The sequence below is a fragment of the Thermophagus sp. OGC60D27 genome (assembly GCF_052400625.1).
GTDB lineage: Bacteria > Bacteroidota > Bacteroidia > Bacteroidales > Marinilabiliaceae > Thermophagus.
Genome location: NZ_JBQTGH010000002.1, coordinates 520,420 through 539,052, shown reverse-complemented (window position 1 = coordinate 539,052; position 18,633 = coordinate 520,420). Strand labels below are relative to the sequence as shown.

Annotated in this window: 14 protein-coding genes; 8 read left to right on the top strand and 6 right to left on the bottom strand. The window is 41.4% G+C overall.

The genetic code is table 11. The features are described 5' to 3' along the window. Positions 1-26 precede the first annotated feature (26 nt). Entirely contained in the window at positions 27-2,180 is a 2,154-nt protein-coding gene (gene scpA / locus ACT29H_RS04365) for a methylmalonyl-CoA mutase (protein WP_444820377.1), read from the top strand. Positions 2,181-2,384: 204 nt separating this feature from the next. Here the strand turns inward: scpA and ACT29H_RS04360 are convergent, their stop codons facing one another. Next, positions 2,385-2,978, bottom strand: coding sequence for a 30S ribosomal protein S16 (locus tag ACT29H_RS04360; RefSeq protein WP_444820376.1), 594 nt, complete (start codon positions 2,976-2,978; stop codon positions 2,385-2,387). 552 nt (positions 2,979-3,530) lie between these two features. Between ACT29H_RS04360 and dnaE the strand changes: the two genes are divergently transcribed. Then, positions 3,531-7,331, top strand: coding sequence for a DNA polymerase III subunit alpha (gene dnaE / locus ACT29H_RS04355; RefSeq protein WP_444820375.1), 3,801 nt, complete (start codon positions 3,531-3,533; stop codon positions 7,329-7,331). Between the two features lie 143 nt (positions 7,332-7,474). Then, complete coding sequence (gene trxA, locus ACT29H_RS04350; protein WP_444820374.1) at positions 7,475-7,792, top strand: thioredoxin; 318 nt, start codon at positions 7,475-7,477, stop codon at positions 7,790-7,792. Between the two features lie 279 nt (positions 7,793-8,071). Here trxA and ruvC read toward each other — a convergent pair whose 3' ends face one another. From ruvC to rplU, 5 genes are all read right to left on the bottom strand, one after another. Continuing rightward, positions 8,072-8,635 carry a crossover junction endodeoxyribonuclease RuvC gene (ruvC, locus tag ACT29H_RS04345; RefSeq protein WP_444820373.1) on the bottom strand — a complete coding sequence of 188 codons (564 nt, stop codon included), beginning with the start codon at positions 8,633-8,635 and terminating at the stop codon, positions 8,072-8,074. 10 nt (positions 8,636-8,645) lie between these two features. Further along, positions 8,646-8,960: a DUF4286 family protein gene (locus ACT29H_RS04340; RefSeq protein ID WP_444820372.1), complete on the bottom strand. Its 315-nt coding sequence runs from the start codon at positions 8,958-8,960 to the stop codon at positions 8,646-8,648. A gap of 37 nt (positions 8,961-8,997) precedes the next feature. After that, on the bottom strand, positions 8,998-10,269 hold the full coding sequence (gene serS / locus ACT29H_RS04335) for a serine--tRNA ligase (protein ID WP_444820371.1): 1,272 nt from the start codon (positions 10,267-10,269) through the stop codon (positions 8,998-9,000). Between the two features lie 312 nt (positions 10,270-10,581). Continuing rightward, positions 10,582-10,845 (bottom strand): 50S ribosomal protein L27, encoded by a 264-nt coding sequence (gene rpmA, locus ACT29H_RS04330; protein WP_444820370.1) that lies wholly within the window; start codon positions 10,843-10,845, stop codon positions 10,582-10,584. A 21-nt stretch (positions 10,846-10,866) separates the two neighbouring features. Further along, complete coding sequence (gene rplU / locus ACT29H_RS04325) at positions 10,867-11,178, bottom strand: 50S ribosomal protein L21 (RefSeq protein WP_444820369.1); 312 nt, start codon at positions 11,176-11,178, stop codon at positions 10,867-10,869. Between the two features lie 501 nt (positions 11,179-11,679). Here rplU and asnS point away from each other — a divergent pair. From asnS to ACT29H_RS04300, 5 genes are all read left to right on the top strand, one after another. Continuing rightward, complete coding sequence (gene asnS / locus ACT29H_RS04320) at positions 11,680-13,119, top strand: asparagine--tRNA ligase (RefSeq protein WP_444820368.1); 1,440 nt, start codon at positions 11,680-11,682, stop codon at positions 13,117-13,119. A 191-nt stretch (positions 13,120-13,310) separates the two neighbouring features. After that, positions 13,311-14,759 (top strand): RNA polymerase factor sigma-54, encoded by a 1,449-nt coding sequence (rpoN, locus tag ACT29H_RS04315; RefSeq protein WP_444820367.1) that lies wholly within the window; start codon positions 13,311-13,313, stop codon positions 14,757-14,759. Positions 14,760-14,880: 121 nt separating this feature from the next. Next, positions 14,881-15,489 (top strand): PAP2 family protein, encoded by a 609-nt coding sequence (locus tag ACT29H_RS04310; protein ID WP_444820366.1) that lies wholly within the window; start codon positions 14,881-14,883, stop codon positions 15,487-15,489. A gap of 83 nt (positions 15,490-15,572) precedes the next feature. Then, entirely contained in the window at positions 15,573-16,406 is an 834-nt protein-coding gene (locus ACT29H_RS04305) for a hypothetical protein (RefSeq protein ID WP_444820365.1), read from the top strand. Between the two features lie 170 nt (positions 16,407-16,576). After that, on the top strand, positions 16,577-18,601 hold the full coding sequence (locus tag ACT29H_RS04300; protein WP_444820364.1) for a ComEA family DNA-binding protein: 2,025 nt from the start codon (positions 16,577-16,579) through the stop codon (positions 18,599-18,601). The last annotated feature ends 32 nt before the right edge of the window (positions 18,602-18,633 follow it).

The following is an 18,633-nucleotide window of genomic DNA, read 5'->3' as shown; positions in this document are numbered from 1 at the left end:
ATCTAATAATCTAAAAATCTACTACCATGAGACCAGATTTTTCAAAAATAGATTACAAAAGCGACCGGCTTTCGTTTGATGCCAAAGCCTGGGAGCAACAGCATTCCATTAAAAAGGATTGGGTAACACCGGAGCAGATTCCCGTGAAGCCCGTATATTCAAAAGAGGACCTGGAAGGCATGGAACATCTGAACTATGCAGCAGGTCTTCCTCCCTATCTTCGGGGTCCCTATTCGGCCATGTATGCCATGCGTCCATGGACCATTCGGCAATATGCCGGATTTTCCACTGCCGAGGAGTCCAATGCCTTTTATCGTCGTAACCTGGCGGCAGGCCAGAAAGGTCTTTCTGTAGCCTTCGACTTGGCCACACACCGAGGATATGACTCAGACCATGAACGTGTGGTTGGTGATGTGGGGAAAGCCGGTGTGGCCATCGACTCCATTTTGGATATGGAGGTTCTGTTTGATGGTATTCCATTAAATAAGATGTCGGTATCCATGACCATGAACGGTGCGGTACTGCCCATCATGGCCTTTTATATTGTTGCGGGGCTGGAACAGGGAGCTAAGCTGGAAGAGCTGAGTGGAACCATTCAAAACGATATTCTTAAGGAGTTCATGGTTCGTAACACCTATATTTATCCACCCGAATTTTCGATGCGTATCATTGCCGATATATTCGAATACACATCGAAGAACATGCCCAAATTTAACAGCATATCCATTTCGGGATACCACATGCAGGAAGCAGGTGCAACTGCCGACCTGGAGCTGGGATATACCCTTGCCGACGGGTTGGAATACCTGCGAACAGGCGTTCAGTCAGGGTTGAATATCGATGCATTTGCCCCCCGACTGTCGTTCTTCTGGGCTATTGGGATGAATCACTTCATGGAGATTGCCAAGATGCGTGCAGCACGTATGCTCTGGGCAAAAATCGTGAAGCAGTTTAACCCTAAAAATCCCAAGTCAATGGCATTGCGTACCCACTCACAAACATCGGGTTGGTCATTGCAGGAACAGGATCCTTTTAACAACGTAGGCCGTACCTGTATCGAGGCCATGGCTGCCGCACTGGGACATACCCAGTCGCTGCACACCAATGCTCTGGACGAAGCCATTGCACTGCCTACCGACTTCTCGGCACGTATTGCCCGAAACACTCAGATCTACATTCAGGAAGAGACCGGTATCACTAAGGCAGTAGATCCATGGGCAGGTTCCTATTATGTAGAAGCGCTGACCAAAGAATTGGCTGAAAAGGCTTGGGCACACATTCAGGAAATCGAAGAGATGGGTGGAATGGCCAAAGCCATCGAAACAGGTCTTCCCAAAATGCGTATCGAAGAAGCTGCAGCCCGTACACAAGCCAAAATTGACAGTGGAAAACAGGTGATCGTTGGTACCAACCGTTATCGTCTGGAAAAAGAAGATCCCATCGACATCCTTGAGATCGACAACACAGCAGTGCGTAATGCTCAGATTGAGCGTCTCAAAAAATTACGTGCCGAACGTAATGAAGAGGAAGTACAGGCAGCCTTGGCAGCGATCACCAAAGCCGTAGAAACAGGAGAAGGTAATCTTCTGGAACTGGCTGTAGATGCTGCCAAAAAACGTGCTTCTTTGGGAGAAATTTCGTATGCTTGTGAGAAAGTAGTTGGAAGATATAAAGCTGTGATACATTCAATAAACGGAGTCTATTCATCAGAGGCCGGCAGTGACAGCGAGTTTGAACAAGCCCGTGCCCTGGCCAAAGAATTTGCCGAAAAAGAAGGCCGTCAGCCTCGTATTATGATTGCCAAAATGGGTCAGGACGGTCACGACCGTGGAGCCAAAGTGGTAGCCACAGGATATGCCGACATCGGCTTCGACGTGGATATGGGCCCCTTGTTCCAGACCCCTGCTGAAACCGCTCGCCAGGCTGTTGAAAACGACGTGCATGTACTGGGTGTTTCATCTCTGGCCGCCGGACATAAAACTCTGGTGCCTCAGGTGATTGAAGAGTTGAAAAAACTGGGTCGTGAAGACATCATGGTGATTGCCGGTGGTGTGATTCCTCATCAGGATTATCAATTCCTGTATGATTGCGGGGTTGTAGGAATCTTCGGCCCCGGATCCTCCGTATCACGGGCCGCCATAGATATTCTGAAACTATTGCTTCAGAGTGAAGAAGAATAGACCATCTGAATTAATTTTCTTTTTCATTACCCCTGCCGGTCAAACGGTGGGGGTTCTTTTTATCGGCATGCCGGAGGCAGGATGGAGGATGGTTGGCAGCAAATGAGGATTCTAAAAGGAGAAAAATCATAAAGCAGCGAGGCATAAAAACACAAAAAGCCGCCCTTTCGAGCGGCTTTTTGTGTTTTTAAAGAAGTAAAAAATCTATTCTTCTTTTTTAGTTTCTTCTTCAGAAGGAGCAGCTGCTTGTTCAGTCGTTGTTTCTTCGGAAGCAGCTTCTTCAGCACCGGCTTCTTCGGCACCTTCTTCTTTTTGCTGTGCCTCAGCCTCTGCGGCCAATTCGGCGGCACGCTTAGCCAGTTTTTCAGCTCTCTCAGCATTGATTTTAGCTTCATGCTCAAGGCGAGCTTTGCGTTCTTGTTCGCTTTCAGACGAGAGGCGATCTTTTTTAGCCTGAATTTTAGCTTCTTTCTCTTCCATCCATTTTTGGAATCGACGTTCAGCTTCGGCTTCATCAAAAGCACCTTTTTTAACGCCATCAAGCAGGTGTTTTTTCATGAGTACACCTTTGTAACTCAAAATTGCACGGGCAGTGTCCGTAGGTTGAGCGCCTTTTCCAAGCCATTCCATGGCTTTCTCGAAATCAAGTTCAATCGTAGCAGGATTTGTGTTGGGATTGTATGAACCAATCCGCTCGATGTATTTACCATCTCGTGGCGCCCTGCTATCTGCTACTACTATATGGTAGTAAGCATACCTTTTGCGTCCGTGTCTTGCTAATCTGATTTTTACGGGCATGTTTTTAAATAAATTACATTAAACAACCTACAATTTTGCGAGTGCAAATATACAGTGTTTTATCGGTTTATGAAATTTCTTTATCCTTTTCCGTCACATTTTTCCCATTTTTACCTTCATCCGGATAATGACAAGGCGAAACAGATCATTCAAGGCGGTTTACGAAGCCGCGGTAAATTATTCATACACCCCGAAAATCATCATTTCGGAAATTGAAAACAGTTCAATAATTTTCGTTTCATCAACAAACCTTTCGCAAAAAAATGTGTTCCTTTTTTAGGCTTATCGAAACAAATAAACAAACCACTCTCGGGGAATGCTAACAATATAATTATAACCAGATACAAAGATGGCAGATGAGATCCGGAATATGATCGTTGTGAGGGCGCATCCACAGGAGCCGACTCCCTCAACCTGCCTCCAAAACAGCACTTAAACATTTGACAACAATCAACTTGCAAGAAATTTAAAATTTACTTTTATCCAAAAAATGAATTCCACCACAATTTTGGATAATTTTGTCGTTTCAAACAGATATCGGAAGGAGACACCATGGGACTAATACCATTTACTCATCTTCATGTTCACTCGCAATATTCAATTCTTGATGGAGCCGCTGCAGTAGGAGCATTGGTTTCCAAAGCCAAGCAAGACGGGATGAAAGCTCTGGCACTAACCGATCATGGTACCATGTTCGGCATTAAAGAGTTTTTCGACACCTGTCGTAAAAATGACATAAAACCCATTTTGGGATGTGAAACATATGTCGCAGCACGTTCCGTTCATGACAAGACGGACAGCAAACTGGACGGGCGGGGTGATCACTTAATATTATTGGCGAAAAACCGCACCGGATACAAGAACTTACTCAAGCTCATATCCATAGCTAATGTGGAAGGGTTTTACTACAAACCTCGAATTGACAAAGCACTGCTGGAGCAGCACCACGAAGGATTAATTGTTTCCAGTGCATGTATAGGGGGAGAGATTCCGCAAAAGATCATGGCCGGCGATATGGAAGGAGCCAGAGAAACCATTCTTTGGTTTAAGCGCATATTTGGTGACGACTTTTATCTGGAATTGCAACGCCATCCGGCCGAAGACCCCAAATCGAGACAAGAGGTATATGAAAACCAAATAAAAGTAAACAAAGCGCTTCTAGCTTTTTCAAAAGAACTGGGTGTTAAATTAATTGCCACCAATGACGTTCATTTCACCAATGCGGAAGATGCCGAAGCACATGACTTGCTGATTTGCCTCAATACCGGCAAAGACTATGATGATGAGAACCGGATGCGCTATACCCGGCAGGAATGGTTTAAAACCACCGAGGAGATGAACGAGTTGTTCAGTGATGTGCCGGAGGCATTGCAAAACACCATGGAAATTGCAGAAAAGGTGGAGGTGTATGAATTGAACTCCTCACCCATTATGCCGTTCTTTCCTATTCCCTCCGAATTTGGCACTCTGGAAGGATATAAAGAGAAGTACACAGAAGAGGCTTTACGTCAGGAATTTGGAGTGAGATACGATGCCCTGGGAGGGGAATACGAAAATCTGCTACGAATAAAACTGGAATCGGATTATCTTACCCATCTCACGTATCAGGGGGCAAAAGATCCAGCTCGATATGGTGAACCGATTCCTGAGCATGTAAAAGAACGTCTCGATTTTGAGCTGAACACCATCAAGAGCATGGGTTTTCCAGGGTACTTCCTAATTGTCCAGGATTTTATCAATGCGGCCCGGAACATGGGTGTGCTGGTAGGTCCGGGACGAGGATCAGCGGCGGGAGCTGCCGTCTCCTATTGCGTAGGAATTACCAACATAGACCCCATTAAGCACGACCTTCTGTTTGAGAGGTTTCTCAATCCCGATCGAATTTCAATGCCTGATGTGGATATTGACTTTGATGATGATGGTCGGCAGTTGGTTCTGGAATGGGTAACAAAAAAATATGGACAAGACAAGGTAGCCCATATATGTACTTTTGGTACCATGGCTGCTCGTTTGGCCATTCGTGATGTGGGACGGGTACTAAAGCTACCCCTTCCGGATACCGACAAGTTGGCCAAACTAATACCGGAACGTCCCGGCACCAAACTGGCCAATGCTTATGAAGAGGTCTTAAAGCGGGAAAGGGATACCGGAAGTCTTGATGAGGCGATCAAAAAAATCGACCATGAACTGAAAGCAGCCAGGAGTGCCGGCAAAGGAAAAGAAGAAAGCAAACTTGAAGTTTATAAAATATTTGCCGAACGCATCAGGGAAGCAAGGAACAATAACGAAGAAAAGGTCTTAAAAACCCTGAAACTGGCCTGCACACTGGAAGGCTCAGTTCGCCAAACAGGGGTCCATGCCTGCGGAGTCCTCATCGGAAGAGATCCTCTGGATCATCATATCCCATTGATTCCCACAAAGGATGAAAATCTCATGACCACCCAATACGATGGCCGGTTTGTGGAAGCTATCGGGTTGTTAAAAATGGACTTTCTGGGCCTGAAAACTTTGTCGATCATCAAGGAGACTCTTGAAAACATCAAGTTGTCGAAAAATATCGATCTCGATGTGGATAAAATTCCACAAGATGATTCAACAACTTTTGAGCTATTCAGCCGTGGGGATACCACCGCTATCTTTCAGTTTGAATCACCGGGGATGAAAAAGCATTTGAGAGCACTTCAACCCAACCGGTTTGAAGACCTGGTCGCCATGAATGCCCTATATCGCCCCGGCCCGATGGAGTACATCCCACAATACATTGCCCGTAAGCACGGGAAGCAGGAGACCATCTATGATCACCCCATGATGGAACCTTATCTGAAAGACACCTATGGTATCACCGTCTTTCAGGAACAGGTGATGCTTCTCTCTCGAGCCCTGGCAGGTTTTACCAGAGGTGAATCGGACACCCTCAGAAAAGCGATGGGGAAAAAGCTATTCGACCTAATGGCCAAACTTAAAATTAAGTTTTACGAGGGTTGTAAAAAGAATGAGGAATTTCTGGAAGGATGTAAAAAAGTAAAAAGTGATCCCGACCAACTTATCGAAAAAATATGGAAAGACTGGGAAGCCTTTGCCAGTTATGCATTCAATAAATCGCATTCGGTTTGTTATGCTTATGTAGCCTATCAAACGGGCTATCTAAAGGCCCATTATCCTGCTGAATTTATGGCAGGGGTTTTGAGCCGCAACCTGAACGATATTACCAAGATCACCACCTTTATGGAAGAGTGTCGTCGTATGGGATTGGAGGTTCTTGGCCCCGACGTCAACGAAAGTTTCAGAAAATTTACGGTAAATGCCGAAGGTGCCATACGTTTTGGCATGGCAGGAATAAAAGGTGTTGGTGCCGGTGCTGTGGAAGAAATTATTCGCAAGCGGGAGGAAGGTGGACACTTCAAAGACATTTTCGACTTTGTGGAGCGTGTGAACCTGCAAACTGTTAATAAAAAGAACCTGGAAGCCTTGGCAGCGGCAGGGGCCTTTGACAGTTTTGGAGGGCTAAACAGAGCTCAGTTTTTCGCCACCATTGATGGAGAAGAAGGAAGCTTCATCGAGCGTTTATTGCGTTATGGCAACCGATATCAGGCAGACAAAGCGAGCAACCAAACATCTCTGTTTGGAGTTTCAGACATGACAGATGCGGTAAAAAGACCATCGGCGCCCAATGTACCGGAATTCACAAGCGTTGAAAAACTGAACCGGGAGAAAGAACTGATTGGTATTTACCTTTCGGCCCATCCCCTTGACCGATTCCGACTGGAACTCAAATACTTTTGCAACACAGAACTAAGCGAATTGAATGATTTGTCGGACCTTAATGGAAGAAGCATAGTGGTGGGGGGAATGGTTACCGGCATCCGGCGGGGAGTAACGAGAGTAAAAGAGAATCCCTATGCCATCATCACCCTTGAGGACTATTCAGGGTCATTTGATTTTGCATTGTTTGGTCGTGACTATAAAGACTTCAGTAAATTCCATGCAGTACCTGACGATGGAAGCATCTTTTTAATGATAAAGGGGAGAGTACAACCCAAAAAATACAAACCACAAGAACTGGAAATCAAAATTAACTCCATTTCATTTTTGGATGAAGTACTAGAAAATGAAGTCCGTAATCTTTCGTTACATATCCCGGTAGATAAAATCACAGAAGAGCTGGTTAATGAGCTGGCCAGTGTAATGCTTGATAATCGCGGTAAAGTGGCGTTGAGATTCCATGTTTTTGACCCCGTAAATGAGCACAACAGTGTTCAATTATTATCGAGAACAGCTCGGATTGACTTATCACAAAAAGATGTTCTTCAATTCTTTAACGAGCATGCAGATTTACAGATCCACTTATCGTGAAAAAACAGGTTGTAAAAAAAATATCTATCTTTGAACAAGCTCAAACCAGAGATGTTTGTAAGAAATGATTACGCATCAAACAAGAAGCTTTTTTAAGAGTACGTTAAAATTAAATTATTGAAATTTTATAAATCATTGAAATTATGGCAATTGAAGTAACAGATTCAAATTTTGAAGAAGTAGTATTAAAATCAGACAAGCCGGTATTGGTAGATTTTTGGGCCGAATGGTGTGGTCCCTGTCGCATGGTAGGACCTATTGTTGCCGAATTGGCTGAAGAATATAAAGACAAAGCCGTTGTTGCAAAAATGGATGTGGACAGCAACCCGGATACCTCGGTTAAATTTGGTATTCGGAACATACCAACAATTTTATTCTTTAAAAATGGTGAAGTTGTTGACAAACAAGTAGGCGCAGTTCCTAAAGCCACACTGGCTTCAAAACTGGATGCAATAGTATAAGAAGAAACAAACTTCCACGAAGGAGCTTTCCTAAAGAAAATGAATAGACTTCCTTTTTAGACTTTTTCGGTTTTATCATCTCGCCGCAAAAGAAAAATCAGAACGACAAGTTCCTATACATTGAACTGAATAGTGAGTTTTGGTTTTAGGAATAACGCAATATTCATTGTTTTGGGAAAGCTTCTTCCTTTTTAATAAAGAAAATAATTCCACCAATAATACAAACAGAGGCCTCCTCAATCAAGGAAGGAAAAAACCATTATAAAGCAATAAATAGTTCTACTTTACTCTCCCGGGATTCTTACGAATAAACTCTTTCCACGATTTTGCCCCACTACTCTGGTTAGCGAGATTTTGCTTTTGAAAGAAGTGACAAACAGCAGCGGCTAACCCATCGGTTGCATCGAGATGAACCGGTATTTCATCAATATTAAGGTATTGCTTAAGAAACAAAGCCACCTGTTCTTTAGAGGCGTTTCCACGGCCAGTAATAGCCTGTTTAATCCGAAGCGGAGCATATTCAAAGACAGGTAATGATCTCGAAAGAGCAGCAGCCATAGCCACACCTTGAGCTCTTCCCAATTTCAGCATGGATTGAACATTTTTTCCATAAAATGGTGCTTCAATAGCCAGTTCGTCAGGGTGGTAAGCATCAATTAACCCCACCACCCTTTCGAATATTTTCCTAAGTTTTAAATAATGATCATTATATTTTGACAATTCTAAAACCCCCAATGTAATTAATTTTGGGCTATTCCCTTTGACCTCAATTAAGCCGTAGCCCATGATGGTGGTTCCCGGATCAATTCCAAGAATAATTCTTTCCGCTACGGCATTCTGCATAAAAAACTGATTATTGGATTCTGCTTAGAACTGAGTTAAAATGAGTCACCTGCTCACCAAATTCTCTTTTAAATAAATCAAACACAGGCAAAGTTTCCTCCTGAATGCGTTCCAGCTGCACCTTATCGGAACATTGAAACTGAACGGAGAACACCATAATTCCCTGATTACCTTCTGACAATACTTCAAATACTTGAGGTCGGTTACCTGGTAAAATTTTCTCCACAAAAGGAAAAAGTACCTTATCAAGCCAATCTCTCCATCGGGAATATTGGTCCGGATCAACGTAAAACGAAACGTTAAAAATATATCCCTTAGCCTGCATATTTCTGATTTAAAGATTCAGGGCGTTCAATAAAGCTTTACTTTATCAAATCGGTTCCCATAAATGGCACCAAAACATCAGGGACTTTTATCCCCTGAGGAGTTTGATTATTTTCCAAAATGGCAGCCACAATGCGAGGCAAAGCCAAGGCACTGCCGTTAAGGGTATGTGCCAGCTGTGTTTTCTTTTCCCCCGACTTCTTAAAACGCACCTTCAACCTGTTGGCCTGATAAGACTCAAAATTAGAGACAGAGCTAACTTCAAGCCATCGCTTTTGAGCTGCAGAAAAAACTTCAAAATCAAAAGTTAAAGCCGATGTAAAACTCAAATCGCCCCCACACAGTTTAAGAATTCGCCAAGGCAATTGCAGTTTCTCAACCAAAGTCTGGACATGGGCAATCATTTGCTCAAGCACTTCATAAGAATGATCGGGATGCGCCACTTGGACAATTTCCACTTTGTCAAACTGATGCAATCTATTCAATCCCCGCACATGACTTCCCCAAGATCCAGCTTCCCTCCGAAAACAGGCAGAGTAAGCACATTGTTTTATTGGAAGATCCTTCTCGTCAAGTATTTCATCTCGAAAAATATTGGTCACAGGTACTTCGGCAGTAGGTATCAAATAAAGATTATCTGCCCCAACATGGTACATTTGCCCTTCTTTATCGGGCAACTGTCCGGTTCCGAACCCCGAATCCTCATTGATTAACAACGGGGGCTGAACCTCGTTATAACCTGCAGCAATGGCTTCCTCCAGGAAAAAATTGATCAGCGCACGTTGCAACTTAGCACCCCAACCTTTATAAACAGGAAACCCTGCCCCAGTAATTTTATTTCCAAGTTCAAAATCAATAAGGTCATATTTTGAAGCCAGTTCCCAGTGCGGAAGAGCATCTTCCAGTACAGGCATTTCCCCACCCGAACGTACAACTTCATTATCTTCCTCTCCTTTGCCCTTTGGAACAGAAATATGAGGAAGATTAGGCACCAATACCAACAACTCCTGGATCTTCTTTTCAGCTTCACCTAGTTTAACATTCAGGTCGCGAATTTCACTTTTAAGATCACCGGTTTTAGCACGCGCCTCATTGGCTTCCTCGGTCTTTCCGGATTTAAATAATTGTCCAATAGACCTTGACAAGGTATTTAATTCATTTTGCTTTTTGTCGGCTTCATTTTGAATGCTTCGACGCTCATTATCAGCGCTTACAATTTGTGCAATAATCTCTTTAGCATCAAAATTCTTAATTTTCAACCGTTCTATCACTTCGTCCTGATGGTCCTGAATGTACTTAAGTGTAAGCATATTTTCGGTATAAATTAATTATTAAAAGCGGGAATAATTCATTCCATCTTAAACCTTAAAGGCAACAAATTTAATACTAACTCTAAAATATATCTCCGAGAAGAATATCAAACGCTGCAAGCCTTAGAAAATTTAAATGAGGAATAAACATTTACAAGTTTTCTTGATCTGTAGGATCGTGCAAGTTTAATAAATACTCCTATTTAAAGGTCAATATTCTTGTATTTAATTTTAAATAAAAACAAAAAAATCCCCTGTATTTATTACAAAAGTAACAAATACAGGAGATTGAGAAATCTTTTAACCGTTAGTTTATTCTGAAACTAAAGGTTCAACCGAAACATATGAGCGATTGTTTTTTTTCTTTCGAAAGACCACTTTCCCATCTGTCAATGCAAAAAGGGTATGATCTTTTCCCATTCCGACATTATCGCCGGGGTGATGCTGTGTACCACGTTGCCGAACAATGATATTTCCGGCTTTAGCAGTTTGGCCACCAAAAATTTTGACACCCAAACGTTTACTTTCTGATTCGCGTCCGTTTCTGGAACTACCTACACCTTTCTTATGTGCCATATCTAAATAATGTTTTCGTGGTTAACCTTCAATGTTTTCAATTTGAATCTGACTCAAATACTGTCGATGGCCGTTTTTCTTACGGTATCCTTTCCGACGTTTTTTCTTAAAAACAATTACTTTATCACCTTTCAGGTGAGAGAGCACTTTAGCAGTAACTTTAGCTCCTTCAAGGACAGGTGTTCCAATTTTAACGTCTCCATCATTATCAATCATTAACACCTGATCGAAATCAATTGAAGATCCTTCTTCTGCATTGAGGCGATTCACAAAGATTTTTCTGTCCTTCTCTACTTTGAATTGCTGACCTCCAATGGCTACAATTGCATACATCGAACTATAAATTTTAAGGTTCTCTCCGACAGGTGGATCTCCACACGAGAATCTCTTTTTTACCCATTCGGATATTTCGGGTTGCAAAAATAGTAACTTTTTATCTTTCTGGCAAGTCTGAACCTTTTCATCTCCCCCCAATGAAATAATTTATCTCCTTCATATCGCAGTTCTCTATCGCAAAATTATAACATCCACGGCAAAGCATTCCTCAAAATAAGAAGAAAAGATATCTATTAAACAATTAAATTAAGAGAGCAACAACAAAATCTACTCCATCTCCACCCGCTCCCTTCATTATTTTCCAAATGATTTCCATTCTCTCTGTTTTTTCCCAAAAAAACACTTCAGATCATCCAGAAAAGCATTATTTACCATACAACCCCTGAAACTTTTTACTCCCATTAAAAAGGCAATGAACGATTATTAATCCCAAGAAATGGGTCTGGCTAAAAACAAATCATTAATTTTGTGCACTTCGGGACTAAAATAATTAAGCTGATGCAAAGAATAAAAATTGCAGACCTTCTACGGTCAAATGAAATTGGAAAAACATTTACAGTCAAAGGCTGGGTGCGCACCCGCAGAGGCAACAAACAGGTTAATTTTGTAGCCTTGAATGACGGTTCGGGGATCAATAATCTTCAAATTGTGGTTGACATGAACCAATTTGACGAATCCTTAATTCGTCGCATCACCACCGGGGCTGCATTATCGGTTGAAGGAGAATTGCAAGAATCACAAGGCTCCGCGCAGAAAGTTGAAATATTAGCAAAGAAAATAGAAATCCTTGGCGACTGTGATCCCGAAAAATACCCCTTACAGCCCAAAAAACATTCCTTGGAATTTTTGAGAGAAATTGCTCATCTCAGATTTCGGACCAACACATTTGGGGCCATCACGAGAGTGCGGCATGCCATGATCTTTGCCGTTCATGAATTCTTCAACAAAAAAGGATTTTACAATATTCATACGCCCATCATTACGGGATCAGATGCAGAAGGAGCAGGCGAAATGTTCCAGGTAACAACACTGGATCTGGACAATCTCCCTAGGGATGAAAAAGATAAAATTGACTATTCCAAAGACTTCTTCGGAAAACCAACCAACCTTACCGTTTCAGGTCAGCTGGAAGGTGAACTGGCAGCCCTAGCCATGTCAGAAATCTACACTTTTGGACCAACTTTCCGCGCTGAAAACTCTAATACCTCCCGTCATTTGTCTGAATTCTGGATGATTGAGCCAGAAATGGCCTTCTATGACTTGAACGACAATATGGATCTGGCTGAAGAATTCCTGAAATACCTTATCCAATACGCACTTGATCATTGTATGGATGATCTTTTGTTCTTAAGCAAACGTCAACAGGATGAAGAGAAGAATAAAAAAGAAGCTGACCGTTCCATTGAATTAATTGAAAAGCTTCGATTTGTTCTGGAAAATAGTTTTGTCAGGCTTACCTACTCGGAAGCCATTAAAATATTGGAAAATTCAAAACCCAATAAAAAAGGAAAATTCCAATACCCGATTCAAGGTTTCGGAACCGATTTGCAATCAGAACATGAACGTTACCTTGTGGAAAAACATTTTAAAAAACCGGTGATTCTTACCGATTATCCCAAAGAGATTAAAGCCTTTTACATGAAATTAAACGAGGATAACAGTACGGTCCGGGCGATGGATGTACTTTTCCCTCAAATTGGCGAGATCATTGGTGGGTCGCAAAGAGAGGAAGATTATGAGAAGTTGGTCAAAAGAATGCAGGAGATGAACATTCCGGAAGAAGAGATGTGGTGGTTCTTGGATACCCGCCGATTTGGGTCAGTTCCTCACAGCGGCTTTGGATTAGGTTTTGAACGGTTAATGCTATTTGTAACTGGCATGACCAACATTCGGGATGTCATACCTTTCCCCAGAACGCCCAAAAATGCAGAATTTTAATAATTCTCTGATGCCAAACACTCTGTTCCTTAAACAAACAGGGGCGGCTCAAAGAATAAAATCAGCAAACAAGGATCATTTAGAGGTTTAAATACAAATTGTTGTTTTCTGAATTACCCAATTTACTGTATTTTTGTAGTAACCCGACAGGTTAAAAATCATCTCTTCCGCAAATAAAACAGGAAAAGAGAATGCTAAAACAGAGTTTACAGCAAAAGCTTTTACAAAAGCTTTCACCTCTTCAAATACAGGTGATCAAATTGTTGGAGATTCCAACCACCCAACTCGAGCAGCGCATAAAGGAAGAACTTGAAAAAAATCCGGTGCTCGAGTTGGAAGGGGAGTCTCGTGATCCTGATGATGAAGAAGAACCTGTTTCGGAAAACGACAATGAAAAGGATGAAATGTCTATCGATGCTTACATCCAAAATGAAGACATTCCCGCCTACAAACTAAGTGCCCGTAATTTTTCTAAGGATGATAAACAAGAAGACATCCCTTTTTCCTCGGGAACTACCTTCCACGAGAATCTTATCAGCCAGATGGGCTTGCGCATTCTAAACGACCGGCAGGCATTAATTGCAGAATATATTATTGGAAACATTGATGAAGACGGGTATCTCAGAAGAGAGATCGATGAAATCATTGACGACATAGCCTTTTCCCAAAACATAGAAATAGAAGAGGTTGAAGCACTAGAAGTCCTTGAAATTGTTCATGACTTTGACCCTCCAGGGGTTGGGGCTCGCGATTTAAGAGAATGTTTAATGCTTCAGTTAAAGAAAAAAGATCAGAACAATCCCACCATCCAGAAAGCTTATCACCTTATAAAAAACCATTTCGAAGAGTTCACCCGTAAACATTATGATAAGATTGAAAAACGAATGCATCTGGAAGAGGGGGAGCTCAAAGAGATACTGGATGAAATACTGAAACTCAACCCAAAGCCGGGAAGTTCATATAGTAATCCGGTAACAAAAACGGTTCAGCATATTATTCCTGACTTCATCCTTGAGATGGAAGAAGGTAAACCCAGATTGACCCTAAATAATCGTAATGTACCTGAACTTAGAATCAGCAATACTTATTCAGAAATGTTTGAGGATTATCAGGCCAATAAAAAAAACCAAAGCAAAGAACAAAAAGAGGCTCTGATGTTTGTCAAACAAAAACTGGATTCGGCCAAATGGTTTATTGATGCCATCAAACAACGCCAACAAACCCTTATGACCGTAATGCAGGCCATTCTGGACTATCAGCAAGAATACTTTCTGGAAGGTGATGAAACCAAGTTAAAACCAATGATTCTGAAAGATATTGCTGACAGAACAAACCTAGATATTTCCACCATTTCGAGGGTTTCAAACAGTAAGTATATTCAAACACACTTTGGAATATTCCCACTCAAATATTTCTTCTCAGAAGGCTTGCAAACCGATTCCGGAGAAGAAGTTTCAACCCGCGAAATAAAAAGAATACTTCAAGATTGTATTGAAAATGAGGATAAGCGTAAACCGCTGACGGATGATAAACTCGCAAAAATATTACAAGAAAAATCCTATAATATCGCGCGGCGTACGGTAGCTAAATACCGGGAACAACTGAATATTCCTGTCGCCCGTCTTCGCAAACAATGGTAAGACCTAAAATCCGAATTATTTATTTATCCGGATTCGGATTTTTTTCTTTAGATTGCCTTTAAAATTTCAAATATTCACCTGACAACCCAAAGCAATCAACAATTTAGAAAAACTTACACCAATGAAGCTTTTCAGTAAAATATTATCCTTTTTGTTTCATCCGATGCTAATGCCCACTCTTGGAACATTTTTCATACTGAACAGCATTCCTCATCACACCCTTCTGCCCTTTGCGGTAAAAAGACTGCTTTATATTATAGTATTTACTTCTACTTGCCTGTTGCCCTTGTCTCTTTTGCCTTTATTTCTTCAAGTCAAACTCATCAAAAGTTTTGAAATGAAGACTTCTCGAGAACGGATTTTTCCTGCACTGGCCTCGGCCGTTTTTTATTTCTTAGGCTACTACATTCTTTCGCGTCTAAATATTTCCACTTTAGTTGAATCATTCCAGTTGGCATCTCTTTTTGCAATAATGGTGGCCGCCGCCATTTCATACTATTGGAAGATAAGCCTTCATGCACTCGCCGCCGGTGGTATAACAGGGCTTGTCATTGCAATCATGTTTGGACAAAGTCTCGACCTGTTTTATTTACTTTCGCTAATAATTATTATTTCAGGAATAATATCCACAGCACGACTTTATTTAAATGCCCATTCACCGAGTCAGGTATATGTTGGCTATCTAACCGGAATAATTGTTGTTACCTCAGGGATATTAATTACCCTATAAATTACTGTAGTTGCATCTTTTATGCAAGATCATTAACTTGTCAAAATAATTTCAAACTAACCAAAACAGTATTTTAAACCGAGATGTTCAGGAATATTTATTTCTATGGGCTCCTGGTTGTAAATACACTCTGTTTAAATGCCCAGACATATGATTTTCCGTCCCCGGCGACTTCAGCATTAGGACTTTCGGGAGCCAGCGACACTACAGTTTGGTCCGTATTCACCAATCCTTCAGGGATATCCACTATTCGCAGGCCGGTTACAGGGGCGGGCTACCACAATGCGTTTGGATTAAACGCCTTAAGCACACAAACTATATTCTCCATTTTTCCATTCCCATTGATCAATGTCGGGCTGGCCTATTCCCGGTATGGTGACAATCTTTTTAATATCCAATATATAAATGTTACGACAGCCAGATCTATTTCTCCAAATTTAAAGCTTGGATGTCGATTTGAATATCTGATGAGGCAAATCCAAAATGACCGGACATTAGGAATTCTGGTTGTGGATGCCGGTTTCAGGTATCATGCATTAAGAAACACAGACATTGCTATTTCCATTAACAATCCTGCACGACAAAGTTTCTCAGGAGACTTTAACAACCAACCTATACCTTCGTCTTTATCAGCAGCATGTATAACGAAAATCTCACCATCATTGCTGTTGACTATAGATATTCTTCACCGGTCCGACTACGCTGAACCGGTATATTCATTTGCTCTGAATGCACGAACTCATAAAATGGTCGAATTATGCGGAGCCATTTCAGCAAAGCCCATCCGGATTGCTGTTGGCGCAAATATAGGCTGGAATAACATTGAATTCCGGTTTGCAGCCAATCACCATGATCAACTAGGAATGAGCTCTACAGCGGGGATCATTTATTCATTCACAAAAAAATCGCATAAGTAACCAATTCAATGGAGATCGCACAACAACTTCTTATTGGCTTTATCAAAGTTTTTGTCTCCCGGAAAGTTGACGCTAGCAATAAAAAACAACATGGCTTCTTTTACCCAATACCTTACTAATGAAAACAAAAACATGCTCTATTTAGCTTGTAAGTAGAAAGGAGAGAAACTATGATCCGCTTGGAAAAAACGTTACTGCTAACCCTTTCAATTCTAATAGGTGGGCTCAATGGGATTTTAAATGCACAAAACCCAATTGATCTGCAGCAATGGGCTGAAAACATTGCCTCCGATTATGGCGCAGAAATCGATGAAGAAAACATTACTCCGTTAATTGAAGAGCTGCTATTTCTAGCTAAAAACCCCCTCAATATCAACACCGCCGATCGGGAAGAGCTGGAACGCATCTTTTTCTTATCAGACAAGCAGATAGAAAACATTCTTTTCCAAAGGTATGTAAACGGCCCATATCTTTCTATCTACGAATTACAAGCCGTGGAAGGGTTGAAAATAGAAACAATCAAATACCTTGAACCACTCATATTTTTTGGTCCTCCAGACAAAGAACCTTCATCATTAACAATATGGGGCGATCTCTTTATTCGCGGTCTCCTTCAACCTGAAAAAGCAAAAGGATTCATTCCCAATGAGGAAGGCGAAACACCATACGCCGGCAATCGGCTAAAATGGCTCAACAGGCTCGAAATAAATACAAACAAAGGTATAAGTGCCGGATTAATCGCTGAAAAAGATGAAGGCGAACCAATATTCAGCAAAGAGATTAAGACTTTCGACTTGCTTTCCGGTTATGTCTACTACAAACCAAAAAACAGTTGGATCAAAGAAGTGGGAATGGGGCGTTTTCAAATGAGTGCCGGACAGGGATTAGCCGTTCAATCCGGAATTCCCCTTAGAAAAAGCTCATTAAGCCTTTCTATTCGAAACCGCCAATCGCCTTTTCGTCCTTCCTTATCAACATCAGAAACATCCGGGTTGAACGGAGGTTTTCTTACCCTAAAAAAAGAGAATCTATCTTTCTCCCCTTTTTTTTCAATACGAAAAAGAGACGGAAGGAACAGTTCGGACAGCTGCATTACCAGTTTGCGTGAAGATGGCTTACATCGCACCAAAACAGAACTTGAACAAAGACATAATACAAAAGAGGTTGTTTCGGGAGGGAGACTTTCTTATTCTGGAAAAAGGTTTAAACTGGAAGCCGGTCATTTATACTATAATCTCAACCACCCATTATGCCCAAATAAAGTCCCCTATAGCCAGTTTTCATTTGAAGGAAAACAAAACCAAAATAGTTGGATCTCTTATATAATAACTTCAAAAAACATCCTTTTTTTTGGTGAAGCAGCATTTGATAATTTTTCTTACTCTGCCTTTTACAATGGTTTCACCTGGAATGCGGCTTCGGGATTTTCATTGGCCATAACTCAAAGAAAAATTCCTGTCAAATACCAAGCGCCATTGGCAGGTCCGTTGACAGAAAGCAGCAAATTTTCCGGCGAAACGGGAATTTATACCGGAATAAGCTGGGAACTTCCTTTCTTCACATTATCCTCCTATTTTGATTATTTTCGATTTGACTGGCTTCAATATGAAATAGATGCTCCCTCTTCAGGATTCGACTGGATGACACATATTGAAAAATCCTTTGGCCAAGACAGGACCCTCTACATAAAATTCCGTCACAGAGAAAAACAGAAAAACATTGTTTCCAATAATGAAAATGCCATAACCTACCAAAATATTGACCAGTTAAAAGGACAATATCGCCAGCAACTGTCAGAGCAATTACAATTTACAACTCTTCTACAATGGCAATACATCAGTTGCGAAGATCAAAGAGAAGAAGGCCATCTGATTTCACAAGACATAAAATGGATAACCCTCCAAAAGAAACTCACCCTAACGTCTCGATATGCACTATTTAGTACTTCGAATTATGCCACCCGAATTTATGCCTATGAACCGGACGTTTTATATTCACTTTCAGTACCGGCCTATGCAGGAAAAGGCAGCCGTTTTCTGTTGCTACTCAATTACAAAATGACAAAAAATGCCCACGTATGGTTCCGATGGGCCAGGTGGCATTTTTACGACAGAGATATTATCGGAAGTGGCTATCAGCAAATTCTTTCCAACAAAAAAACAAACCTTACGCTACAGTTAAGAATTAAATTCTAAATAAAAAAAGGGGATATATAATCTTCTTCTAT